Origin of the sequence: Streptomyces sp. HD, assembly GCF_028369295.1 — a bacterium.
Lineage (GTDB): Bacteria > Actinomycetota > Actinomycetes > Streptomycetales > Streptomycetaceae > Streptomyces.
Window position 1 is genome coordinate 101,815 of the sequence record NZ_JAQMYP010000018.1, and the last position, 21,714, is coordinate 123,528.

A 21,714-nucleotide genomic window follows, 5' to 3' on the forward strand; every position below is an offset into this window, starting at 1 on the left:
GTCACGCCGCGTCCGTCGGCAGCGTCGGCTGGATCCGCCGCAGGAACGCCGCGTTGTCCGGCGTCTCGCGCATGCGCTCCAGGAGGGTTTCCAGGTTGGACTGGCTGTCCCGGGTGTGCAGCGCCCGGCGCAGGCCGCGTACGGCGGTCAACTCGGCCTGGGGGAGGAGGAGTTCCTCGCGCCGGGTACCGGACGGGGTGATGTCCACGGCGGGGAAGACACGGCGGGAGGCGAGGTCCCGGCTGAGCCGCAGCTCCATGTTGCCGGTGCTCTTCAGCTCCTCGAAGTAGAAGTCGTCGGCCCGCGAGCCGGTCTCCACCAGGGCCGTGGCGAGGATGGTGAGCGAACCGCCCTCCTCGGCGAGACGCGCGGCGCCGAAGAACCGCTTCGGCCCGTGCAGCGCGGCCGCGTCGACGCCGCCGCTCAGGGTGCGGCCACTGGACGCGGCCGCGTTGTTGTGGGCCCGGCACAGCCGGGTCAGGGAGTCCAGCAGGATGACGACGTCCTCACCCGCCTCGACGAGCCGCTTGGCCCGCTCGATCACGAGCTCGGCCAGCGCGATGTGCTGCCGGGGCGCCCGGTCGAAGGTCGAGGCGTACACCTCGCCCCGCACCGAGCGCCGCATGTCGGTGACTTCCTCGGGGCGTTCGTCGACGAGCACCACCATCAGCCGGCACTCGGGATGATGGCCGGCGACCGCGGCCGCGATCTGCTGGAGGAGGACCGTCTTGCCGGTCTTGGGCGGGGCCACGATCAGCCCGCGCTGGCCCTTGCCGACGGGAGCGATCAGGTCGGTGACCCGGCCGGTCAGACCGGACGCCGGGTGTTCGAGACGGATCCGCTCCCGCGGGTGAAGCGGCGTCAGCTCGCCGAAGCGGCGGCGGTTCTTGTCAGGGGCGCGCCCATTGACGCGGGCGACTTCGGTGAGGGCGCGCTGGGTACCGCGTACGCCGTCGACGAGGTCGCCCTTGCGCAGGCCGTACCGGCGGATCAGCGCGGGGGAGACCTGAAGGTCGGCGGGCGACGGCAGCAGGTTCTCGGCGCGCAGGTGCCCCTTCCCGTTCGCGTCGATGTCGAGGACACCGCTGACGGCACGGACCGGGGGCTGCTGCTCCACGGGAGGGTTTTCGAGTGTGGTGGTGGTCATTCGGTGATCGGTCCTTTCACGGACGGAAGGCATGAGACATGCAGAAGGAAGGGGTGTGCCGCGGACTCGGGGAAGGCGAACGGAGCGCCTTCGGGGCGGCGGAACATCACCTCGGGTACGGCAGAACCGCTGGTCACGAGGTGGTGAGGCGAAGCCGGTACACCGACCGGCGAATTGAGAGAGAACTGGCACCGGCGCCCTCGAACGGGCGTACACAGGTGCTGTCTGGAAGATACCACGGCGGCTGAGCGCATGGCCACCTCGAAAAAACGGGGCGCCCGGGTGTCGATTCGGGCCGGTCCCGTTCGTCGGTGGGGTGTAGGAAGCTCATGAGGACCGGGAGGACCGATGAAGTACATGCTGCTGGTCTGCGGCGACGACACCGCGGACGCCTCGGGAACGACCCCCGTCGAACCCTGGGTGGAAGACCTCGGCGACCGCCGCGTACGCCTGCACGGCCACCGGCTGGCGCCCCCGGACCGGGCCGTTACCGTACGCGTGCGTGGCGGCGATGTGCTGCGCAGCGACGGGCCGTTCGCGGAGACGAAGGAGTACGTCGCCGGTTTCGACATCCTTGAGTGCGCCGGCATGGAGGAGGCGATCGAGGCGGCGGCGCGGCACCCCGTGGCCGGCATCGGCGCCATGGAGGTGCGGCCGTTCTGGGAGGACGAGGACGCCGAGGCGCGGATCCGCGCGCTCGACGCCGAGCTGACCGGCGCGGCGCGGGAGCGTGACGCCGACCGGATGACGGCCTGCTACGCCCCGGACGCGACGGCGTTCGTCGACGGCCGGGAGCACCGCGGGGCCGACGCCGTGCGCAAGTCGATCGAGGAACTGCTCACCGGCGTCACCGGCCCCGTCACCCGCGAGGTAGTGGACCTCCGCGTCCACGTCGACGAGAGCATCGCTTTCGGGCGCGCCCTCGTCCGCCTGCGTGCCACCCGCACGGACGGCACGCGGATCGACGACCTGATGTGCGTCACCACCGGCTACCGCGACGCCGGTCTGCGCTGGCTGATCGCACACGAACACGTATCCCGCACCACCGAGGAGCGGTCATGAAGTACGTCCTGTTCATCTGCACGCCGGTCGGCGGCGAGGAACTCAGCCCCGAGGAGATCGCCGACGACCCCCGGTTCACCGCGTACATCGACGAGGTCCGCAGCCGCGACGTCGTCAAGGGCGGAGCCCGTCTGCGGCCGCACACCGACGCCACCACGGTGCGCGTCCAGGGCGACGAGGTGCTGCTCAGCGACGGGCCCTTCGTGGAGTCCAAGGAGTACGTCGCCGGAATCGACATCATCGAGGTCGCCGACCTGGACGAGGCCATCGCCCTCGCCTCCCGTCATCCGGCGGCCCTCGGCGGCGGCTCCGTGGAAGTGCGGCCGGTCTGGGAGTGAGCGAGACGAACGGCATCGAGGAGGCCGTGGCCGCGGCCTTCCGTGCGGAATGGGGCCAGGTCGTCGCCACCCTGATCAGGGTGACCGGCGACTGGGACCTCGCCGAGGAGTGCGCGCAGGACGCCTTCGCCCAGGCCCTCGACCGATGGCGGCGCGACGGAGTGCCGCGCCGCCCCGGAGCCTGGCTGACCACGACCGCCCGCAACCGCGCCCTGGACGTACTGCGCCGGGAGGCGGCGGGGGCGGCGAAACTACGGGAGGTGGCGGTGCTCGCCCGCGACGAACCGTCGTACGACGCAGGTGACGACGGCGACGGCAGCGGCGTCCAGGACGACCGGCTGCGGCTCGTCTTCACCTGCTGCCATCCGGCGTTGCCCATCGAGGCCAGAGTCGCCCTGACGCTGCGTACGCTCGCGGGACTGACCACACCGGAGATCGCCCGCGCCTTCCTCGTCCCCGAGGCGACCATGGCGCAGCGGCTGGTACGCGCAAAACGGAAGATCCGCAACGCCGGAATCCCGTACCGGGTACCGCCCGCACACCTCCTGCCCGAGCGTACGACGGGCGTGCTCGGCGTGATCTACCTGCTGTTCAACGAGGGGTACGCGGCCACCACAGGCGCCGATCTCGTCCGTACGAACCTCTGCGCCGAGGCGATCCGGCTGGCCCGAGTCCTGGCCCGCCTCATGCCCGACGAACCCGAAGTGCTGGGCCTGCTCGCGCTGTTGCTGTTGCACGACGCGCGCCGGCACACGCGCGTGGACGCCGCGGGCGACCTGGTGACCCTGGAGGAGCAGGACCGTACGGCCTGGGACCGGGCCGAGGCAGACGAGGGCGCCGCCCTGCTGGAGACCGCGCTGCGGCGCGGCCGCCCCGGGCCGTACCAGATCCAGGCCGCCATCGCCGCCTGCCACACCACCGCACCCACCGCAGAGGACACCGACTGGGCCGACATCGCCGCCCTGTACGGCGAGTTGGCCCGCTTCGTGCCCTCCGCCGTCGTCCGCCTCAACCGCGCGGTGGCCATAGGCATGGCCGAGGGCACGGAGGAGGGGCTCGCCCTGGTCGCCGAGTTGGAGGCCGAGGGCGCGCTGGCCGCATACCACCTGCTCCCCGCCACCCGCGCCGATCTGCTGCGCCGCAGCGGTCGTACGCAGGAGGCGGCCGAGGCGTACCGGCGGGCACTGGAACTGGTGGAGAACGACGCGGAACGGAGGTTCCTCGAACGGCGGCTCGCGGAATGCCGATCCGCGTAGGGGCCCAGGAAGCAGGCCCAGGTGCGGGCCCTATGCCGACCGGGCCGCTGCCTCCTTCGCGATCCGGTCGAACTGCGCCCCCATCGCCTCGGCCAGAGCCTGCGCCCCCGACAGCGGACGGACCATGACCATGAAGTCGTCGATCAGGCCGTCCTCGTTGACCCGGAGGAAGTCGCAGCCGGTGATCTCCCGGTCGCCCACCCGAGCGGTGAAGACCAGCGCGTGATCACGGCCGCCCGGATCGTTGATCTCGCGCACATAGCGGAAGTCCTCGAAGACCCGCACGACACCGCGCAGGATCGCCGCCGTGATCGGCTTGCCGGTGTACGGCTTGAACACTGCCGGGCTGGTGAAGACGACGTCCTCGGCCAGCAGGGCCTCGACGGCGTCGATGTCGCCTGTCTCGACCGCCTCGCGGAACGCTCGCATCGGATCACCTCATAGTCAATTAGTTGAGTAGGTGCGGATGACAATAATCACCTGCTGTTAATGTGTCCACATGTCCCTCAAGTACGCCGTCCTCGCCGCCCTTCTGGAGGGCGAGGCCTCGGGCTACGAGCTGTCCAAGGCCTTCGACGTCTCGTTCGCCAACTTCTGGCCCGCGACCCCGCAACAGCTCTACCGGGAGCTGGAGCGTCTCGCGCAGGACGGCCTCGTCGAAGCCCGGTTCGTGCAGCAGGAACGGCGGCCGAACAAGCGGATGTTCACGCTCACCGAGGCCGGACGGGAGGACCTGCGCACCTTCGCCGCCGAGCCGCCCCGGCGGCCCACGGCCGTGCGCGACGAACTCCTGATCAAACTCCAGGCCATGGGGGATCCCGAGCCGACCCGCGCCATGATCGAGGAGCGCATGACGTGGGCACGCGGCAAGCTGGACCGGTACGAACGTGTCCGCGAGCGGATGCTCGACGGCCGCACCGAGGAGGAGTACCTGCGCGAGTCCGACCGCGTCGGCCCGTATCTGACGCTGCTGCGCGGCATCTCCTTCGAGGAGGAGAACCTGCGCTGGTGCGAGCGGGTTCTCGCCGTCCTGAAGCAGCGCGTCGCGCTGGGGTGACGCGGATGTTCAGCCCCGAAGGCCCCTCGCTGCGCGAACTCGCCGTCCAGGCCCTGTCGTCCGTCCAGCGCGGATACGACCTGCTCGCCCCGAAGTTCGACCACACCCCCTTCCGTACACCCGACTCGGTGCTCTCCGCCGTCACGAAGGCGCTCGCACGGACGGGCCCGTACGACGACGGCCTCGACCTGTGCTGCGGGACGGGCGCGGGGGTGGATGTGCTGGCCAGGGTGTGCCGGCGCAGCGTCACCGGTGTCGACTTCAGCGCGGGCATGCTCGACGTCGCCCGGCAGCGGGTGCGACTGGGAGTGGAGGAGCCGCGCGTCGCCTGGGTCCGCGCGGACGCCCGTGCTCTGCCGTTCGCCCCTTCCTTCGACCTCGTGGTGAGCTTCGGGGCGTTCGGCCACTTCCTGCCGCGCGAGCTGCCGGGGCTGTTCGCCCAGGTCCACTCCGTGCTGCGGCCCGGCGGGTGCTTCGTCTTCCCCGTCGTGGCACCGCAGCGTCCGGCCTCCCTCGGCTACTGGATGCTGCTGGGTTTCGACGCGGTCATGCGGGTGCGCAACGCCGTGTGGCGGCCGCCGTTCGTCATGTACTACCGGGCCTTCCGCCTCGGGGAGGTGCGGGACGAGCTGGCACGCGCCGGCTTCGAGGTGGAGCTCCGGGCACTGCCCGAGTTCGGGCGGCGGCGCGACGGGAGTCCGCGGGTGCGGATGGTGGTGGCGCGACGCCTCCCGGACTGAACAGGTGGAGAGGGTCGCGGGGGCCGCGGGGGGCGAGTGGGTTGGACTTTCCAACTTGGATCCTTCGAGAGGGTTTGTTTTTCAAACTCACGTGGTTATGGTGGGCGCGTGACCCTGACGAACGACACCGCGATCCGTATCGACCCCCAGTGGTGGTCCTGGGAGGGAGCACATGGCGGCCATGTCGCGGCCCTCGCCCTGGCCGCCGTACGTGACCGGTTCGCCTGCGGCGACCGCCCGGTCCGCATGCTGACCACGCACTATCTGGCCCCGGTCGACGACAGCCCGCTGCACTTCTCCGGCACCGCGCCCGCCGCCCCCGGCCGCCGCACGGCCACCTGCCTCTTCACCGGCCACCAGAACGGCGTACCCGTCCTCCTCGGCTCGGCACTGTTCGGCTCAGGGCGCGAAGGGTCGTCGTACGACGGGCATCCGGCCCCGGAGGTCCCCGGGCCCCAGGACTGCCGCCGCCTGGAGCTCTCCGGTGAACTGTCGCCGTTCGCCCGGCAGTTGGAGATCCGCCCCGCCACCGAGGACCGCCCGCTCGGCGGCGGCGACAGGGCCGAGCTCACGGCCTGGATCCGCTTCCAGGACGGCCGCCCTCTCGACGCCCCGACGGCCGTCACCCTCACCGACGCCCTCCCGCCCGCGCTGTACGCCCGCTGGCGCACCCCACGCCCGGTACCCACCGCCGAACTCACCGTCCACCTCACCGACGCCCTCGACGACGGCGCCCACGACGGCTGGGCGCTCGTCCGGATCCGCACCGAGCACGCGGGCAGTGGGTGGGCGGTCGACGACAGTGCGGTCTGGTCTGCGGACGGCAGGCTGGTGGCGCTCGCCCGGCAGTCGCGGGTGGTACGCGCCCGGCCGGCCGACGGGACCTCGAACTCGTAGGCGGGGCCTGTCACTTCGGTCAGGACGACCCACGCCGACCGGCCCTCACAACGGCCCACGCCGGCCGGTCCTCACAACGGCCCACGCCGGCCGGTCCTCACAACGGCCCACGCCGGCCGGTCCTCACAAAGCGCTGTACAGGGCGTCGACCAGCGCCATCTTCCGCGGATCGTTGGCGATATGAGGCCCCATCCGGTTCATCACATAGCCCAGTGACACCCCGGCCTCCGGATCCGCCAGTCCGCAGGAGCCGCCGAAGCCGTCATGCCCGAAAGCCCGCGGATTGGGCCCGTACGAGCCGTTCGGCCCGCTGAGCCACAGGCCGAGCCCGGCCTCCGTCTCGTCCTCGAACCCGGCGCCGACGACCAGGTCGCGGCAGCTGCCCTGCCCCTCACGCACCCGCTCGGCAGCCTCGGGGGAGATCACGCGACGCCCGTCGTACGATCCGCGGCCCGCGAAGATCCCATACAGGGCGGCGACCGCACGCGCCGTGCCATGACCGTTCGCGGCGGGGATCTCCGCGGCCCGCCATTCGGGCGAGTTGGCCTGAGCCGCCCCCACGACGGGGTTGGTCAGTGCGGCGAGAGCGGCGGGCGCCAACTGGGCGAAGACGGCGGCCTGTTCACTGGACGCCGCGACCGGCGAGTGGACCAGCTCGGCCGCGCGCCCGGAGTCCTTCTCCGGCAGCCCGATCGCGAAGTCGATCCCGAGCGGCCCGGTCACCTCCCGCTCCAGGAAGGCCCCGGGCAGCATGCCGGACACCCGCCGTACGACCTCCCCGACCAGGAAGCCGTAGGTGAGCGCGTGATACCCGGACTGGGTCCCCGGCGCCCACCACGGCTCCATCGCCGCGAGCCGCCGAGTCGTCAATTCCCAGTCGCAGAGCTGCTGGAGCGTGTGCGGCTCCCGCAGACCGGACAGGCCCGCGCGGTGCGACAGCAGATGCCGCACGAGGATCTGCTCCTTGCCCGCGGCGGCGAACTCCGGCCAGTACCCGGCGACCGGCGCGTCGAGGTCGAGCAGGCCCCGGTCGGCGAGGAGGTGGGCGCACAGCGCCGTCGGGCCCTTGGACGTCGACCACACGTTGACCAGGGTGTCGCGTTCCCATGGGCGGCCGCGGGCCGCGTCGGCCCAGCCGCCCCACAGGTCCACGACGGTCCGGCCGTCCAGGGTGACGGTGACCGCGGCGCCCAGCTCCCCGCGCTCCCGGAAGTTCGTCTCGAACGCCGTCCGCACCGCCGCGAACCGCGGATCGCAGTGCCCCTGCACCTGCGCCTCGTGCTCCGTCATGGGCCGTCCCTCGTCGTCCGTCGGAAACCCGGGCCGCGACACCGCGACCCGGGCACTCTGAACGTACCGACTGGTCGGACTGGACGGAAGGTGCCGGACGGACCGAACTCAGACGAAGAACCGCGCGCCTTCCGGCTCCCGGTGCCCCTCGGCCGTGTGCCAGTAGTCGCGGGTCTCGACGGCCAGCCCCGCGGCATCGAAGCGCACGAACACACAGCCGGCGAGCGTGGAGGGCGCGCCCCCCTCCTCCGCGAGGACCCGGAACTCGGCCACGGCCACACCGTCCCGCCCGACGACGGGCGCGGAGAAGCGCACGTCGGTCACCCGCTCCTCGGCGAACGACCAGGTCAGATACGCGGCCAGTTCGGCCCGCCCCCGGTGCGGCTCGCGGAACGGCATCGAGCGGTGGACGCAGTCCTCGGCGTAGAGCTCCAGCAGCGCGTCCACGTCATGCTCGGCCCAGCCCCGTTCCCAGACCCGGACGAACCGCTCCGCGGCCTCAGACGTCTCCACGTGGCCCCCTCTCAGGCGTGCGAGCGCAGCCACTCCAGCTTGGCCACCTCGTGGAACGGGCCGCCGCCTTCGTGGTCGTTGAAGTCGTACACCTCGATGGCCTTCTCGTCGTGGGCCCAGGCGTTGAAGGCCGCGAAGACGGTGGAGGGCGGGCAGGTCTGGTCCTCCAGGGCCGCCGAGAAGAGGGCGGGCACCCGGCCGCGGGCCGCGAAGTGCACACAGTCGAAGTAGGACAGGGTGCGCATGACGTCCTCGGCGCGGCCCCGGTGCGTCTTGAGGTAGAGGGCGATCTCGCGGTACGGGTTGCGGTCCGTGAGGTGCGCCGCGCGCGGGAAGTCGCACAGGAACGGCACGTCCGGCACGATCGCCGTCAGGTCCGGCACCAGACCGCCCACGGCGATGGTGATGCCGCCGCCCTGGCTCCCGCCGGTGACGACCGTGCGCGACGCGTCGGTCAGCGGGTGCGAGCGGGCCGCCTCGACGGCACGGACCGCGTCCGTGAGCACCCGGCGGTAGTAGTAGTTCTCCGGCGCCTCGATGCCACGGGTCATGAAGCCGGGGTAGGCCGGCGCGGACCCCACCGGATCCGGCGTGTCGCCACCGCTGCCCCATGCGCTGCCCTGACCGCGGGTGTCCATCACGAAGTGCGCGCGGCCCGTGGACGCCCACAGCAGATCCTCGTGCGGCAGCCCACGCCCGCCGCCGTAGCCGATGAACTCCACGATCAGCGGCAGCGGCTCCGTGGCCCCGGCGGGCAGCCGCAGCCAGCCCTTCACCGGGTGACCGCCGAACCCGGCGAACGTCACGTCGTACACCCGCACCGTGGAAAGCCCCGTCTCGACCGGCTCGAAGCGGGCGTCCAGATCGTGCTCGCGGGCCTCGTCGAGGGTCTTGGACCAGAACGCGTCGAAGCCCTCGGGCTCGACTGACTTGCTGCGGTACTCGCGCAGTTCGTCGAGCGGGAGGTCGAACAGGGCCATCTGGGACCGCCTTTGCGAAGAGTGGGTGCGGAAGATCACACCGTACGTGGGTGATCGGAGGTCTCGCCAGGCCACTGGTGAACCCGCACCGTTGGGCGGCCCGCCTTGACGCCCGCGGGGAATGGGGGCAGGGTTGTACATGTACGTCGTAAACGTACGGCGTCGGGTCACAGTCAGGAGACCTCGTGCCATGGCGCCCAGCAAGCCGGTACCGGTGGACCCTCTCGGCATCGGAACCGGATCGCCCGGCCCGCCCTCGACCATCCTGGTCACCGGCGGGGCGGGCTTCATCGGCAGTCATGTCTGCGTCGAGCTGCTGGATCATGGTTACGAGGTGATCGTCGTCGACGACTACTCCAACAGCTCCCCGCAGGTCCTCCCGCGCGTGGAACGCATCGCCGGACGCTTCGTCGGCGCCGTCTACGAGCTGGACATCCGGGACCGGCGGGCCCTGTCGGCCGTGTTCGACCGGCACGCCGTTGACGCCGTCGTGCACTGCGCCGGTATGAAGTCCGTGGGTGTGTCGACCCGCATGCCCGTCGAGTACTACGACACGAACGTCGGAGGCCTGACCGCCCTCCTGCGGTCCATGCAGGACCACGGGGTGTACCAGCTCGTCTACTCGTCGTCCTGCTCGATCTACGGCGACGCCGGCCACGGCCCGCTGGACGAGGACACCCCCGCCCGGCCCACCAACCCGTACGCGGCCTCCAAACTGCGGTGCGAGCAGATCCTCGCCGACGTCTGCCGGCACCTCCCCGAGTACTCGGTGCTGTGCCTGCGGTACTTCAATCCGGTCGGCGCCCACCCCAGCGGACTGCTCGGCGAGGACCCGGCCGGCGACCCCGACAACCTGATGCCGTACGTCGCCCAGGTGGCCATAGGCCGCCAGGAGCGGCTCCGCGTGTTCGGCGGGGACTATCCGACGGCCGACGGCACCGCGGTCCGCGACTACCTCCATGTCATGGACGCGGTCGAGGCGCACCGAGTGGCCCTGGACCACTTCACCGACGCACCCGGCATGCGCGTGTACAACCTGGGCGTCGGCCGGGGCAGTTCGGTCCTGGAAGTGATCGCCGCGTTCGCCGAGGTGAGCGGCCGGGAGATTCCGTACGACGTCGTGCCCCGCCGTCCCGGCGACGTGGCCGAACTGGTCGCCGACGCGAGCGCCGTGGCGCGTGACTGGGGCTGGCGGCCCAGGCGGGACCTGGGGGCCATCTGCCGGGACGCCTGGCGGTTCCAGCAGGTCAATCCGCACGGGTACGCGGGCGCGGCGCGCCGTCCCAACCCGAAGCACTGAGGTATCGGCGGTGGCGCTGAGTACCGGCGGTGCGGAGCCCGTGTCGCCGGTACCGGCATCAGTCGCCGGCCGTCAGTCGTCGGGACCGGAAGCGTCGAGGCCGGAGGCGCTCAGAGTGAACGCCGTCTCGACCAGGGCGATATGGCTGAACGCCTGGGGTGCGTTGCCCAGTTGGCGGCCCGTGTCCGGGTCCCACTGTTCCGACAGCAGACCGACGTCGTTGCGGATGGCGAGCACCCGCTCGAAGGCGTCCCGGGCCTGTTCCGGACGCCCGGTCGTGGCGAGGGCGTCGGCATACCAGAGGGAGCACGCCACGAACGCGCCCTCCGGGTCGGATGCGCCGTCGACGCCGTCCATACCGTCCACGCCGTCCACTTCGTGCGCGCCGTCGCCGTTCGTGACGTATCGCCGTACGAAGCCGCCGTGGTCGAGCCCCCGCATCGCGCGGACGGTGCCGCGCACCCGCTCGTCCGAGGCCGGCAGGAAGCCGAGCCGGGGCATCAGCAGCGCCGAGGCGTCCAGGGCCGAGGAGCCGTAGGACTGCACGAAGGACCGCCGGCGGGCGTCCCATCCCTCCCGGCACACCTGCCGGTGCACCTCGTCGCGCATGGCACGCCACTCGCCCGAGGAGCCGTTGCGGCCGAGCAACTCGCCCATCCGCACGGCGCGGTCGGCGGCCACCCAGGCCATGACCTTGGAGTGGACGAACTGCCGCCCCGGTCCGCGCACCTGCCACAGCCCCTGGTCCGGCTCCCGCCAGTGGCGCTGCAGATAGCCCATCAGGGCCTCGACCAGGCTCCACACATGGGCCGGCATCGGGATCCCGGCCCGCAGCGACAGGCAGAGGGCGTCCAGGACCTCGCCGTAGACGTCCAGCTGGAACTGGTTCATCGCGAAGTGGCCGAACCGGACGGGCCGTGAACCCTCGTAGCCGGACAGCCAGGGTGCCTCGGTCTCCGGCAGCAGGCGCTGACCGCCGACGCCGTAGACGGTCTGCAGATCGGCGGGATCGCCCGCGATGGCCCGCACCAGCCAGTCCAGCCAGGCCGCCGCCTCCTCGCGGTAGCCGCTGCGCAGCAGACAGGACAGGGTCTGGGTGGAGTCGCGCAGCCAGCAGTACCGGTAGTCCCAGTTGCGCTGCCCGCCGATACAGCCGGGCAGGGACGTGGTCGGCGCGGCGACGATGCCGCCTGTGGGGGCGTAGGTGAGCGCCTTCAGTGTGATCAGGGAGCGCATGACGGCGTCGCGCCACGGCCCCTCGTAACGGCACTGGGCGCTCCAACGTCGCCAGAAGTCGCTGGTCTCCTTCAGGAGCGTCTCGGCGGGGAAGGACAGCGGCGCGGGCGTCTCGGGCAGATGGGAGGGCGACCAGACGAGTGTCAGGGCCAGCCGCCGACCGGCCGGGACGGTGAAGTCGTACACCGTCGAGTCCTCGCGGTCGAGCGACCGTACCGGCCCGTCGGCGTCCAGCCAGACGGCGTCCGGGCCGGCGACCGCCACCGCGCACTGGTCGACGGCCCGGATCCAGGGCACTACCCGGCCCTGGTGGAAGCGCAGCTGCAGCTCGCTGCGCATGGTCACGGTCCCCGAGAGCCCCTCCACCACGCGGACCACACAGGGCAGTTGGGCACGGGGAGGCATGAAGTCGGTGACCCGTACGGTCCCCGTCGCGGTCTCCCACCATGTGTCCAGGACCAGTGTGTCCGCACGGTAGGTCCGCCGTGTGCAGGTCCCGCCGGTCTCGGGGGAGACCCGCCAGAAGCCGTTGTCCCCGGTGCCGAGAAGCGCGGCCAGACAAGCCGGCGAGTCGAAGCGGGGGAGGCACAGCCAGTCGACGGAACCGTCCTTGCCGACCATGGCGGCGGTCTCCAGGTCGCTGATGAGGGCGTAGTCCTCGATGGGGGCACTCATGACCATCAGTCTGCTGATATGTAAACTTACGTTGTAAACATCTTGCACGGAAAGAGACGCAAGGTCAAGCGGGAAGGCCAACGAGAAGGGTCAGGAGGGGTGCCGCCAGGTATGTTTACGTCGTATGCGGATGCTGTCGCCCCGGACGGGCCGGGGTCGTACGGCAGCGGCGCAGGGAGGCACGGAATGGCTGAGGGTTCGACGGACAGGCCCGCGCGTCGCGCCAGTGACCGGGGACGCTACGGCAGGCTCAGTCGCGAGCGCGTGCTGGCCGCCGCCCTGGAGCTGGTCGACAGGGAGGGCCTGTCGGCTCTGAGCATGCGTCGGCTCGGCGCGGAGCTCGGTGTCGAGGCCATGGCGCTGTACCGGTACGCGGAAGGCAAGGACTCCCTCTTGGACGGCCTCGTCGAGGCGCTGTACCTGGAGCTGGAGGGGCGACTGTCCGACGGCTCCGGGGCTACGGCGCCCGCGACCACGTCCGAGTCCGCGGACACCGGGGCCACCGAGGCACCCGAATGGCGTGCCGAGCTCCAACGGACCGCTCGCGCCCTGTACGACGTGTGTCTGGCCCACCCGCAGGCCGTGCCGCTGCTCTCCACCCGGATGATGGCCGTGCCGCTCGCCCGCAGGCCGCTCGCGGTGCTCAGGGATCACGAGCGGATCCTCGGCCTGCTCCGCCAGGCCGGGTTCGACGACGCCCGTGCCGCCTCCGTGTTCCGCGCCTACACCGCCTGGGTGCTCGGATATGTGTCGGTGGAACTGAGGGCCATGGTGGACAACCCCGAGGAATCCGACCCCGCGTTCCGCCTGGGCCTGCACCGCATGCCGTCCCAGGAACTGCCCGTGCTGCGCGAGGTCGCCCCGGCCCTCGCCGAGCAGGGCGGACCGGACGGCCTGTCCGACGGACTCGACGCGCTCCTCGACGGTTTCGCACCGACGGACCGGAATTCCTGACGCCGGCGGACTGAATCGGGTCTGCATTCCGTGACACCGGCCGACGCAAACCGTGGCAGCGGCCGACGTCATTCCCTGGCACCGGCCGACGTCATTCCCTGGCACCGGCTGACGCCACGGCTCATGCCCTACGGCCCGTCCAGCCCGGCTCCGTTCGGGCCCACTCCTGTTCCCATTCGGCCAGGCGACGGCGCATCGCGGTGTGTCGTACGGCCGTGTGGCCGAGGAGGGTCAGGGCCACCGCACCGCCCGTGGCACAGATGCCGACGGTCACGGAGCGGTACCAGACGGACGCGTCGTCGGGAGGTGGGGGGACGCTGCGGCCCTCGGTGTCGAGCCATACGTCGACCGTGTCGCCGGTCCGTGTCCCGGCCGGGACACGCGCCGTGGCCGTACGCGGACCCGTCTCCGACTCCGTCCAGCGAACCGTCGCCTTCGCGGACAGCTGCCGTCCGCCCTGCGGCAGGGGCACCGCGCCGGGGGCTCTGTCGATGACCTCGGCCCGGACCTGCCGGAGACCGGTGCGCTGCTCCCGAGCCATGGTCAGGGCGTCGCCATGGGCCCACCAGGCCGCGATCACCCCGGCCAGCGGCGCGCCGACGAGCAGCAGCGCGATCACGGCCACCACCGTCCACGCTTCGACGACATCCGACCGGCGCCGCAGCGGACTGTGCCACCAACGCCGGCCATGCACGCGGCTTCGCATGCCGTGCAGGTACCCCCGAAGACGGGACATCGTTCCTGACGATCCCGGGGACATCGTCAACCGCCGGGCACGCCGGGCACGCCGGGCACGCCGGGCACGCCGGGCACGCCGGGCACGCCGGGCACGCCGGGCACGCCGGGCACGACAGGTACGCCGGGCACGACAGGTACGCCGGGCACGACAGGTACGCGGGGCGCACGGGCGGACGCGCGCACCCTGGTTGCGGCTGCGCCCCGACGATCAGCCGAAGCGTTCGATCCGGATGCGGTCCACCGGCTGACCTGCCGTCACGAGCAGTCGAGAGGCGTGCTCCGCGAACGCGTTGGAGCCACACACATAGGCCTCCCACCCACCAGGAGGCTGCTCGGCCAGGAGCGGCGCCACATGTGCGGCGGCCATACGTCCCACGGGCACACCCACCGGCGCGCTCCGCGTGAACACGGGTGTCGTCTCCGCGCCGTACTCGCGCGCGTAGATCAGCTCCTCGGGGCTGCGCACCGACACCAGCAGCCGCAGCGGAACGTCCAGGCCCCGCGCCCGGTGGTGCCGCACCATCGACATCAGCGGTACGACGCCGGAGCCGGCGCCGACCAGCAGCGCCGGCCGGTCCCCGGGCCAGGCGAAGAAGCCGCTGAGCGGGCCGCGGACCTCGACCGTGTCGCCGGGCTCGGCGACCGTGTGGAACCAGCCGGACACCTCACCGCCCTCGACGTGATCCAGGGTCAGTTCGATATGGCCCGGGTCGTCGGGCGCGGACGCGATCGAGTAGTGGCGTTGGGCCACATAGCCGTCATCCGCGGTCAGCCGGAGCATCAGGTGCTGGCCCGGCAGATGGCCCGCCCACGCGGGCACCGCGAGACGGAAGGTGGCGGCGCGCGGGGTCTCGCGGCGGACCTCGGTGATCGTGGCGGTCTGCCACACCGCCGCGGTCCGGTTGCTGACGGCGATCCGGCCGGGCACGGCGAACCGGGTCGGGGGAGCGGAGGTCACGGATGTGGACGCCAGGGATGCGGACGCCACGGACGCGGAGGTCACGGCCGTCGCCTCGGGCACCCCGGTCGTCCCAGTTGCCTCAGTCACCGGAGTACCGCTGTTCCTGCCAGGGGTTGCCGCGGCCGTGGTAGCCGTTCTGCTCCCAGAACCCCGGCTCGTCGTGGTCGAGGATCCGCAGGCCCGCGATCCACTTGGCGCTCTTCCAGAAGTACAGGTGCGGCACCAGCAGCCGTGCCGGGCCACCGTGCTCGGGAGCGAGCGGCTCCCCGTCGTACTCCCAGGCGATCCAGGCCCGCCCACCCGTCAGGTCGGCGAGCGGCAGGTTCGTGGTGTACCCGGTGTGCGAATAGGCGACGGCATGTGTGGCGGACACATGGGGCCGGACCACACTGAGGAAGGCGTCCAGCGACACACCGCCGAACCGCACGCCGAACTTCGACCAGCTCGTCACGCAGTGGATGTCGCCCTCGTACACCGACGCAGGCAGCGCATGCGCTTCCTCCCAGCTCCAGGTGCGCGGCTCCTCGACGAGCCCGTCGACACGGAAGGACCACTCGGCGGGCGTCAGCTCGGGCGTGACTTCGGCGGACAGGACGGGCCAGTCGTCGCCCGCGTCGTACTGGCCGGGCGGCAGCGCGGCATTCTGGACGCGAGGGCGCCCGGTGAAGCCTCGGGTGACATTCATGCGGGTGGTGCCTCCAGGCCGCCGAAGGCGACGGCCCGCGGGTCGAGCGTGATCGGTACGTGCTCATTCAACCGTACGGGTTACACGTTCGTTCAATCGTCCCAGTGATCGTTGGGGTAGTGTGGCCGTTCGGTCGGGACGGTCCCGGCGTGCGGAGTCAGGGAGGTGAGACCCATTACCGCTGTGTCAGGTCGGGTGCTCTCATCTCGAATCGGCGCGGATCACCGCCAGTAGGCGACCGCGAGAGCACCCTTCGGCTTCCGAAAGGCTCTCGGCTCCCATGCCCCCCTTCTCTTCTTCCTCGCCGTCACCCGCGTCCCCCTCGCCGCTCTCCCACGACGCCGTGGTGACCGCCCTCCGCTCCGCCGGCTGTGTCTTCGCCGAGGACGAGGCCCGGTTGATCCTGGCCGCCGCCCGCACCCCGGCCGAGCTGGCCGCCATGGTGAACCGCCGCGTCACCGGTCTGCCCCTCGAACTCGTCCTCGGCTGGGCCGAGTTCCACGGGCTGCGCATAGCCGTGGAACCCGGCCTCTTCGTACCCCGCCGCCGTACCGAGTTCCTGGTCGAGCAGGCCCTCGCCGTCGCACCGGACGCATCCGTGGTCGTGGACCTGTGCTGCGGTTCGGGCGCGGTCGGCGTGGCCCTGGCGGCCGCGCTCGGCTCACGCGGCCGGATCGAGCTGCACGCGGCCGACATCGACCCGGCGGCAGTGCGCTGCGCCCGCCGCAACGTGGCTCCCTACAGCGGTGAGGTCCACCTGGGCGACCTGTTCGAGCCACTGCCCGACAGCCTGCGCGGCCGCGTCGGCATCCTCGCGGCGAACGTGCCGTACGTGCCCACCGACGAGGTCGGCCTCCTGCCCGCGGAGGCCCGCGACCACGAGCCCCGTGTCGCGCTCGACGGCGGTCCGGACGGCTTGGACGTGCTGCGCCGGGTCGCCGCCGAGGCGCCCCGGTGGCTGGCGCCGGGCGGCTGTCTGCTGGTCGAGACGAGTGAACGCCAGGCGCCGAAGGCCCTGGAAGCCTTCACCGGCAGTGGACTGTCGGCACGTGTGGTCGCGTCGGAGGAGCTGTACGCGAATGTCGTGATCGGCCTCAACCAGCCCTGAGGGCCACCTCGCTCAGGGCTGGTCGCCGCCTCCACCAGCCCTGAGCGAGGGCTCAGCCGGCTCAGCCCACGGCCCCATCCAGCCCGATCAGGTCGCCGCGCCGCTCTTCGAAGGGCTCGCAGAGGGGGCGGGGTTCCGCCAGTCCCAGTGGCGCGGTCCGGGGAACTTGTCCCGCCGGCCGCCCGGCCCCCGGTCCCCGTCCCTGCCCTTCGGCTTCCACTCGTCCCAGTTGCCCGAGAACAGACGGGAGGCCGTCCTGGTGTCGTCGTCGGACCGTGTGCCGACGACGAAGATGTCCTCGCCCTTCTTGAGGGCCTCGGTGCCGGAGCCCTTGTCGCCGTCATGGCGCACGGTCGTGTCCGAGCCGACGGTCCATGTCCACGAGGTGCCGTCCTCGCTCTTGACGGTGACCTGGTCGCCGTCCACCTTCGCGATGGTGCCGCGTTGCCAGATCCGTACGATCCACTCGCCGCTGCCGGGGTCCTCGACGGTCGCCTCGCCGTGCACGCCGCCCCCGCCGAGGCCGAACATGCCGTGGCCGTGTCGGCCGCCGGGCCCGTCCGGGGACGGTGACGCCGACGCCGGTCCGGTGGCCGAGGGCGAGGTCCCGGAGTCCGAGCCCGAGGCAGACGCCGCGTAGGCGACCGTACCGCCGAGGGCCAGGACGGCGACCGTGGCCGTCGCGGTCACCGCCCGCGCCCGGACGGAACGCCCCTGCCACAGCCCGCGCAGCGCAGCACTCCGGGTGTGCTCCCGCTCCGGGCCGCCCGGTCCCGTGAGGACCTCGAATTCCGCGTCGGCCGGCTCCGCGCCGGCGTGGTGTCCCTGATCCGGATCGTGTGTCACCGCTCGCTCCCGTCGGTCACGGCACCCGGCATCCCCATGCCATGCCTTGCTGTGATTGTGGGTGGCGGACGGTAAGGAACAAGTAATCAGTTGCTGTGAATTCGGGCGCCCGTCCCACCCGCCTGTCAACTCGGCGTCAACACCCGCGCGATGAGCAGTGCCACGTCGTCGGAGTTGTCCGGCTGGTGCAGCGTGCGCAGGAGGAGGTCGCAGCACTCCTCCAGGGGGCGGTCGGGGTCGTCGAGGAGCTCCAGGAGGGCGTCGAGGCGCTCGTCCAGCGGGTGTTGGCGGGTCTCGACGAGGCCGTCCGTGTAGAACACCAACTGGTCGCCGGGCAGGAGGTCGATCGTCGTCGTGGAGAAGGCGACGCCGCCCACGCCCAGCGGTGCACCGGTGGGCAGTTCGAGAAGTTCCGGGGGCCGGCCGGGGTGGACGCGGACGGGCGGCAGATGGCCGGCGTTGGCGATCCGGCACTGCCGCAGCTTCGGGTCGTGGACGGCGTAGACGCAGGTGGCGATGGAGTGGTCGAGACCCTCGGTGATCTTGTCGAGGTGTTCCAGGAGGCGGGTCGGTTCGAGGTCGAGGGAGGCCAGGGTGTGCGTCGCGGTGCGCAGCCGGCCCATGGTCGTGGCGGCGTCGATGCCGCTGCCCATCACATCGCCGACGACCAGCGCGGTCTTGCCGTCCTCCAGCGGGATCACGTCGAACCAGTCGCCGCCGACCTCGGCGCTGGCACCCGCCGGCTGGTAGCGGGAGGCGACCTCCAGGCCGCCGGTCACCGCGGGGTGGCTGGGCAGCAGACTGCGCTGCAGGGTGAGGGCGGTGTCGCGGGCGTTCTGGTACCAGCGGGCGTTGTCGATCTGCACGGCCGCACGGGCGGCCAGTTCACGGGCGAGCAGCAGATCGTCCTCGCTGAACGGCAGCGGATTGCGGGTGCGCTTGAGGTCGAGGGCGCCGAGCACCTCGCCGCGCGCGATCAGCGGCACCGCCAGATACGAGTGCACGCCCGCACGGCCCAGCTGTACGGCGGCCTCGGGGGAGCGGGCGATCCGCGGCAGGTCCTCTTCCTGGACGTGCGCCACCATGACGGGACTGGCGGTGCGCACACACTCGGTGACCAGGCGGTCCGGGCCGTAGCGGGTGACGTGCCCGGGCGGGTCGGCGGCGCTCAGGGCCTCCGTGGCGTGGTCGGCCTGGACGGCCAGGGCGCGGATCACGGCCGGCTCGGTGGGCCCGAGACTGCTGCGTCTGCCCTCCACCACGGCTTCCAGCAGATCCACGGCCGCCACGTCGGCGAGCTCGGGCACGGCGACGTCGGCGAGCTCGCGTGCCGTGCGGTCCAGCTCCAGCGTGGTGCCGATCCGTGCGGAGGCGTCGGCGATGAGGGCGAGGCGCCGCCGTGCCGACTCGGCCTCGACGGCTGCCTGGTGCTGCTCGGTGATGTCCACGGCCATGCCGGCCACGCCCAGCACGGTCCCCGCGGTGTCCTCCAGCCGGTAGAGCGAGATGGTCCAGAAGTGCTCCCGGTCCGGGTCGGCCGGGGTCCGGCCCACGATGCGATGGTTGATCAGCGGATCACCGGTCCGCAGTACGTCGCGCAGGACCGCCTCGATGGCGTCCGCGTCGACGCCCGGAAGCAGCTCACGCGGCGTACGGCCGATGTGGTCCTCGGCGGGAATGCCGTTCAGCTGAGCCAGCGCCGGGTTCACCGAGACGTACCGGAGCTCGGTGTCGAGGACGGCCAGACCGACCGGGGCCTGCGCGATCGTCCGCGTCGACAGCGCCACGTCCCGCTCCAGGCGCCGGACCGTCGTCTGGTCGGCGCACAGGCCCAGCGCGTAGACGTCGCCCTCGTCGTCGAGCAGCCGCATGTTGCGGAACTCCACCAGCCGGGTGCTTCCGTCCTTGCGCCGGATGGGGAAGGCGCCGGCCCAGCCCTCACCGGTCTCCATGACGTCGGAGAACAGCTTGACGACCAGGTCCAGGTGCTGTTCGTGGACCATGATCCGGGCGGCGTACTGGCCCAGCGCCTCGTGCGCCGGATAGCCGAACAGGTCCTCGGCCTGGGGGCTCCACAGCACGATGCGCCCCTCGACGTCGAGCACCACCGAGGCCATGCCCAGCACGTCGAGCAGCCCGCTCGGCCCGATCGGGCCGCGGGCGGGCTCGCCGTTCTGGCCCATCGGCCCGCGTGCCGGCTCGTGGCCCTCGGGCACGGGACGTTCGGCTGCAGACATCCCACGCACCGCCTTCGCCCATCCTCACGGCACGCCGTTCCCCCGTGCCGACTCCCCTAGTTCTACCGCGTTCAAGCGTCTCTGGGCCCCCTTGGTCGTTCACCTCCACCATCCCTCAACACGGCGGAGAACGTCCGCCGAAGCCGGCTCCGGGCCACATGACTGTGGCCGATCAGACGGCACCCGTTCGCCTGTTTGGTCTGTACATGACTACGTAGGGCCGCCAAACTGTCCGCCGACACACCCCCACCCGCGCACTCACCCCCAAGGAGTCGCCCCCATGGCCCTGCGCGCCCGGCAACGTTGTCATACAGCTCTGACCGGCCTCGTCGCCCTCGCCTCCGCCGCCGTGCTGTCCACCGCGACGCCCGCGCAGGCCGCCGACACCTGGACGGAGGTGGGCTCGGACCGCGCCGACCCGCTCACCGAGAGCCAGGGCCTGGCCTCCGTCGAGGTCCCGGCGAACAGCCCCAACCGCTACACCGGCATCGGCACCATTCCCATCTCGGTCAGCAGCCGCGGCTGGAACCATGTGGGCGACCCCGACGCCTCCTACAACGGCTACTACGTCGAGCCGTACCAGGCGGACTCGGGCACGGCGAAGATGTTCCGGGTGCAGGCGCCGGACGGGACCTGGTCGGAGTACGTCCACACGCTGGGTTCCGGGGAGGCGCTGAACAACTCCTTCGCCGCCATCGCACCCGGCGGTCAGTGGATGGTCTCGGGCGAGTGGGGCACCATGACCCGCCTGCTGGTCCACCCGACCCCCGGCGTCAACCCCGCCACCTCGCCCTCGGCGAATCTGCCCTGGACCTCCAGCATCCGGCTGGACCACGCCGTCCGGGACATCCAGGGCTGTGACTTCACCGGCGCCAAGACCCTGCTGTGCTCCTCCGACGACCCGGCGGGCACCCTCTTCGGCATGACCAAGCCGCTGCTCCAGATCGACCTCTCCGCGGAGCCCGGCTCGTCCGACGTGACCGGCCATGTCACCGCCCTGCGCCGGCTCCCGCTGCGCAGCTCCTGCTCCGGCGACCACGAGACCGAGGGCATCGACTACGACCGCCGTACCGGCACCCTGCGGGTGATCGTCATCTCGCCGGGCTTCTGTGTGCTGACCGACAGCAAGACGTACCGGTTCACGCGGAGCTGAGCGCGCCGGTCAGCGGCGCGGACGGGGCGGCTCCGCCGGTAGTGCTCCGGCGCGGGTGGTGCTTTTCTTGGGTTGGGGTCCGGTTCCGCGGGCTACCCGTGGTACCGCGGTGCGGCCACGAGAGGAGCGATCACGATGGGTCGTGAACGACTGCACGAGGAGCCCGTGTCCGTCGAGATCAGCGGATGCAGCAAGGAAGACGCCCGGATCGTGTTCGACGCGCTGTGCACGTGCTTCGAGTCCGACCGGGGCCCCGAGGACGTGCCGCAGCAGCTCCATGAGACCCGCCCGATGGTGTGGCTCGGCACGTTCGAGGTGACGGACGCGCACGAGTGCCCGGCGCCCGCCCGGCTCTCGGCGGCCGTCGAGGCGGACGCACAGGGCGGCTACTGGGCCATCGAACGGCTCCGTACGACGCTGGACTCCCTGTTCACGGTCCACGACCTGGCCTCGGCCTCGGGCGACCAGGAGCGGGAGCTGCACGTGGTGCTGAGGAGCCGCCCCGGCCTCTGACGGCCGAGCCCGGCAAGGGCGGCTCGGC

The 21,714-nt window shown here is 71.7% G+C and carries 22 protein-coding genes; 11 read left to right on the forward strand and 11 right to left on the reverse strand.

All coding sequences use genetic code 11. The features are described 5' to 3' along the window. Position 1: 1 nt before the first annotated feature. The gene (rho, locus tag POF73_RS19220) at positions 2 to 1,147 is read right to left on the reverse strand and encodes a transcription termination factor Rho (protein WP_443049552.1); all 1,146 of its coding nucleotides are present in this window, start codon (positions 1,145 to 1,147) and stop codon (positions 2 to 4) included. Between the two features lie 348 nt (positions 1,148 to 1,495). Here rho and POF73_RS19225 point away from each other — a divergent pair, with 348 nt between their 5' ends. Genes POF73_RS19225 through POF73_RS19235 form a run of 3 tightly spaced genes read left to right on the forward strand, consistent with a single transcriptional unit; the run spans position 1,496 to position 3,803 of the window. Further along, positions 1,496 to 2,209 carry an SgcJ/EcaC family oxidoreductase gene (locus tag POF73_RS19225; protein ID WP_272116902.1) on the forward strand — a complete coding sequence of 238 codons (714 nt, stop codon included), beginning with the start codon at positions 1,496 to 1,498 and terminating at the stop codon, positions 2,207 to 2,209. Further along, on the forward strand, positions 2,206 to 2,547 hold the full coding sequence (locus POF73_RS19230) for a YciI family protein (RefSeq protein ID WP_272116904.1): 342 nt from the start codon (positions 2,206 to 2,208) through the stop codon (positions 2,545 to 2,547). Before POF73_RS19225 ends, POF73_RS19230 begins: the two co-directional genes overlap by 4 nt. Further along, complete coding sequence (locus POF73_RS19235) at positions 2,544 to 3,803, forward strand: RNA polymerase sigma factor (RefSeq protein WP_272116906.1); 1,260 nt, start codon at positions 2,544 to 2,546, stop codon at positions 3,801 to 3,803. Before POF73_RS19230 ends, POF73_RS19235 begins: the two co-directional genes overlap by 4 nt. A gap of 30 nt (positions 3,804 to 3,833) precedes the next feature. On the opposite strand, the gene POF73_RS19240 is transcribed toward POF73_RS19235, so the two are convergent. Further along, positions 3,834 to 4,232, reverse strand: a complete 399-nt coding sequence (locus POF73_RS19240) for a nuclear transport factor 2 family protein (protein ID WP_272116908.1) — start codon at positions 4,230 to 4,232, stop codon at positions 3,834 to 3,836. A 70-nt stretch (positions 4,233 to 4,302) separates the two neighbouring features. Here POF73_RS19240 and POF73_RS19245 point away from each other — a divergent pair, with 70 nt between their 5' ends. The 3 genes from POF73_RS19245 (at position 4,303) to POF73_RS19255 (ending at position 6,497) form a co-directional block, all read left to right on the forward strand. Continuing rightward, complete coding sequence (locus tag POF73_RS19245; RefSeq protein ID WP_272116910.1) at positions 4,303 to 4,860, forward strand: PadR family transcriptional regulator; 558 nt, start codon at positions 4,303 to 4,305, stop codon at positions 4,858 to 4,860. 5 nt (positions 4,861 to 4,865) lie between these two features. Then, the gene (locus POF73_RS19250) at positions 4,866 to 5,600 is read left to right on the forward strand and encodes a class I SAM-dependent methyltransferase (protein WP_272116912.1); all 735 of its coding nucleotides are present in this window, start codon (positions 4,866 to 4,868) and stop codon (positions 5,598 to 5,600) included. A 108-nt stretch (positions 5,601 to 5,708) separates the two neighbouring features. Further along, entirely contained in the window at positions 5,709 to 6,497 is a 789-nt protein-coding gene (locus POF73_RS19255) for an acyl-CoA thioesterase (RefSeq protein WP_272116914.1), read from the forward strand. A gap of 123 nt (positions 6,498 to 6,620) precedes the next feature. Here POF73_RS19255 and POF73_RS19260 read toward each other — a convergent pair whose 3' ends face one another. The 3 genes from POF73_RS19260 to POF73_RS19270 all read right to left on the reverse strand — a co-directional run bounded on the left by POF73_RS19260 (position 6,621) and on the right by POF73_RS19270 (position 9,280). Continuing rightward, positions 6,621 to 7,787 carry a serine hydrolase domain-containing protein gene (locus POF73_RS19260; RefSeq protein WP_272116916.1) on the reverse strand — a complete coding sequence of 389 codons (1,167 nt, stop codon included), beginning with the start codon at positions 7,785 to 7,787 and terminating at the stop codon, positions 6,621 to 6,623. Positions 7,788 to 7,895: 108 nt separating this feature from the next. Beyond that, positions 7,896 to 8,300, reverse strand: coding sequence for a nuclear transport factor 2 family protein (locus POF73_RS19265; protein ID WP_272116918.1), 405 nt, complete (start codon positions 8,298 to 8,300; stop codon positions 7,896 to 7,898). An 11-nt stretch (positions 8,301 to 8,311) separates the two neighbouring features. Further along, a complete protein-coding gene (locus tag POF73_RS19270) occupies positions 8,312 to 9,280 on the reverse strand; it encodes an acetylxylan esterase (RefSeq protein WP_272116921.1) in 969 nt (322 codons plus the stop codon). Between the two features lie 262 nt (positions 9,281 to 9,542). Between POF73_RS19270 and galE the strand changes: the two genes are divergently transcribed. After that, positions 9,543 to 10,580 (forward strand): UDP-glucose 4-epimerase GalE, encoded by a 1,038-nt coding sequence (gene galE, locus POF73_RS19275; protein WP_272117029.1) that lies wholly within the window; start codon positions 9,543 to 9,545, stop codon positions 10,578 to 10,580. A gap of 72 nt (positions 10,581 to 10,652) precedes the next feature. Here the strand turns inward: galE and POF73_RS19280 are convergent, their stop codons facing one another. Continuing rightward, on the reverse strand, positions 10,653 to 12,491 hold the full coding sequence (locus POF73_RS19280; RefSeq protein ID WP_272116923.1) for a glycoside hydrolase family 15 protein: 1,839 nt from the start codon (positions 12,489 to 12,491) through the stop codon (positions 10,653 to 10,655). A gap of 186 nt (positions 12,492 to 12,677) precedes the next feature. On the opposite strand from POF73_RS19280, the gene POF73_RS19285 reads away from it, so the two are divergent. Next, positions 12,678 to 13,445 (forward strand): TetR/AcrR family transcriptional regulator, encoded by a 768-nt coding sequence (locus POF73_RS19285; RefSeq protein WP_272116925.1) that lies wholly within the window; start codon positions 12,678 to 12,680, stop codon positions 13,443 to 13,445. Positions 13,446 to 13,566: 121 nt separating this feature from the next. Here the strand turns inward: POF73_RS19285 and POF73_RS19290 are convergent, their stop codons facing one another. The 3 genes from POF73_RS19290 to POF73_RS19300 form a co-directional block, all read right to left on the reverse strand. Continuing rightward, positions 13,567 to 14,151: an Rv1733c family protein gene (locus POF73_RS19290; RefSeq protein ID WP_272116929.1), complete on the reverse strand. Its 585-nt coding sequence runs from the start codon at positions 14,149 to 14,151 to the stop codon at positions 13,567 to 13,569. 240 nt (positions 14,152 to 14,391) lie between these two features. Beyond that, positions 14,392 to 15,141 carry a ferredoxin reductase gene (locus POF73_RS19295; RefSeq protein ID WP_272117031.1) on the reverse strand — a complete coding sequence of 250 codons (750 nt, stop codon included), beginning with the start codon at positions 15,139 to 15,141 and terminating at the stop codon, positions 14,392 to 14,394. A gap of 82 nt (positions 15,142 to 15,223) precedes the next feature. Continuing rightward, complete coding sequence (locus tag POF73_RS19300) at positions 15,224 to 15,829, reverse strand: sulfite oxidase-like oxidoreductase (protein ID WP_272116932.1); 606 nt, start codon at positions 15,827 to 15,829, stop codon at positions 15,224 to 15,226. A 280-nt stretch (positions 15,830 to 16,109) separates the two neighbouring features. Here POF73_RS19300 and POF73_RS19305 point away from each other — a divergent pair, with 280 nt between their 5' ends. Beyond that, entirely contained in the window at positions 16,110 to 16,937 is an 828-nt protein-coding gene (locus POF73_RS19305) for a putative protein N(5)-glutamine methyltransferase (RefSeq protein WP_272116934.1), read from the forward strand. An 87-nt stretch (positions 16,938 to 17,024) separates the two neighbouring features. Here POF73_RS19305 and POF73_RS19310 read toward each other — a convergent pair whose 3' ends face one another. Continuing rightward, positions 17,025 to 17,783, reverse strand: a complete 759-nt coding sequence (locus POF73_RS19310) for a hypothetical protein (RefSeq protein ID WP_272116935.1) — start codon at positions 17,781 to 17,783, stop codon at positions 17,025 to 17,027. Positions 17,784 to 17,908: 125 nt separating this feature from the next. After that, positions 17,909 to 20,020 carry a SpoIIE family protein phosphatase gene (locus POF73_RS19315; RefSeq protein WP_443049554.1) on the reverse strand — a complete coding sequence of 704 codons (2,112 nt, stop codon included), beginning with the start codon at positions 20,018 to 20,020 and terminating at the stop codon, positions 17,909 to 17,911. A gap of 280 nt (positions 20,021 to 20,300) precedes the next feature. On the opposite strand from POF73_RS19315, the gene POF73_RS19320 reads away from it, so the two are divergent. Next, positions 20,301 to 21,173 (forward strand): hypothetical protein, encoded by an 873-nt coding sequence (locus POF73_RS19320; RefSeq protein ID WP_272116936.1) that lies wholly within the window; start codon positions 20,301 to 20,303, stop codon positions 21,171 to 21,173. Between the two features lie 135 nt (positions 21,174 to 21,308). Next, positions 21,309 to 21,686 carry a hypothetical protein gene (locus tag POF73_RS19325; RefSeq protein WP_272116939.1) on the forward strand — a complete coding sequence of 126 codons (378 nt, stop codon included), beginning with the start codon at positions 21,309 to 21,311 and terminating at the stop codon, positions 21,684 to 21,686. The last annotated feature ends 28 nt before the right edge of the window (positions 21,687 to 21,714 follow it).

Excerpts from the sequence above, each read along its gene's own strand:
- POF73_RS19280 (WP_272116923.1), bottom strand. The coding sequence starts at position 12,491 with ATGAGTGCCCCCATCGAGGACTACGCCCTCATCAGCGACCTGGAGACC.
- POF73_RS19320 (WP_272116936.1), top strand. The coding sequence starts at position 20,301 with ATGGCCCTGCGCGCCCGGCAACGTTGTCATACAGCTCTGACCGGCCTC.
- POF73_RS19270 (WP_272116921.1), bottom strand. The coding sequence starts at position 9,280 with ATGGCCCTGTTCGACCTCCCGCTCGACGAACTGCGCGAGTACCGCAGC.
- POF73_RS19250 (WP_272116912.1), top strand. The coding sequence starts at position 4,866 with ATGTTCAGCCCCGAAGGCCCCTCGCTGCGCGAACTCGCCGTCCAGGCC.
- POF73_RS19325 (WP_272116939.1), top strand. The coding sequence starts at position 21,309 with ATGGGTCGTGAACGACTGCACGAGGAGCCCGTGTCCGTCGAGATCAGC.
- POF73_RS19290 (WP_272116929.1), bottom strand. The coding sequence starts at position 14,151 with ATGCGAAGCCGCGTGCATGGCCGGCGTTGGTGGCACAGTCCGCTGCGG.
- POF73_RS19245 (WP_272116910.1), top strand. The coding sequence starts at position 4,303 with ATGTCCCTCAAGTACGCCGTCCTCGCCGCCCTTCTGGAGGGCGAGGCC.
- rho (WP_443049552.1), bottom strand. The coding sequence starts at position 1,147 with ATGACCACCACCACACTCGAAAACCCTCCCGTGGAGCAGCAGCCCCCG.
- POF73_RS19315 (WP_443049554.1), bottom strand. The coding sequence starts at position 20,020 with ATGTCTGCAGCCGAACGTCCCGTGCCCGAGGGCCACGAGCCGGCACGC.
- POF73_RS19305 (WP_272116934.1), top strand. The coding sequence starts at position 16,110 with ATGCCCCCCTTCTCTTCTTCCTCGCCGTCACCCGCGTCCCCCTCGCCG.
- POF73_RS19230 (WP_272116904.1), top strand. The coding sequence starts at position 2,206 with ATGAAGTACGTCCTGTTCATCTGCACGCCGGTCGGCGGCGAGGAACTC.
- POF73_RS19260 (WP_272116916.1), bottom strand. The coding sequence starts at position 7,787 with ATGACGGAGCACGAGGCGCAGGTGCAGGGGCACTGCGATCCGCGGTTC.
- POF73_RS19285 (WP_272116925.1), top strand. The coding sequence starts at position 12,678 with ATGGCTGAGGGTTCGACGGACAGGCCCGCGCGTCGCGCCAGTGACCGG.
- POF73_RS19225 (WP_272116902.1), top strand. The coding sequence starts at position 1,496 with ATGAAGTACATGCTGCTGGTCTGCGGCGACGACACCGCGGACGCCTCG.
- POF73_RS19240 (WP_272116908.1), bottom strand. The coding sequence starts at position 4,232 with ATGCGAGCGTTCCGCGAGGCGGTCGAGACAGGCGACATCGACGCCGTC.
- POF73_RS19300 (WP_272116932.1), bottom strand. The coding sequence starts at position 15,829 with ATGAATGTCACCCGAGGCTTCACCGGGCGCCCTCGCGTCCAGAATGCC.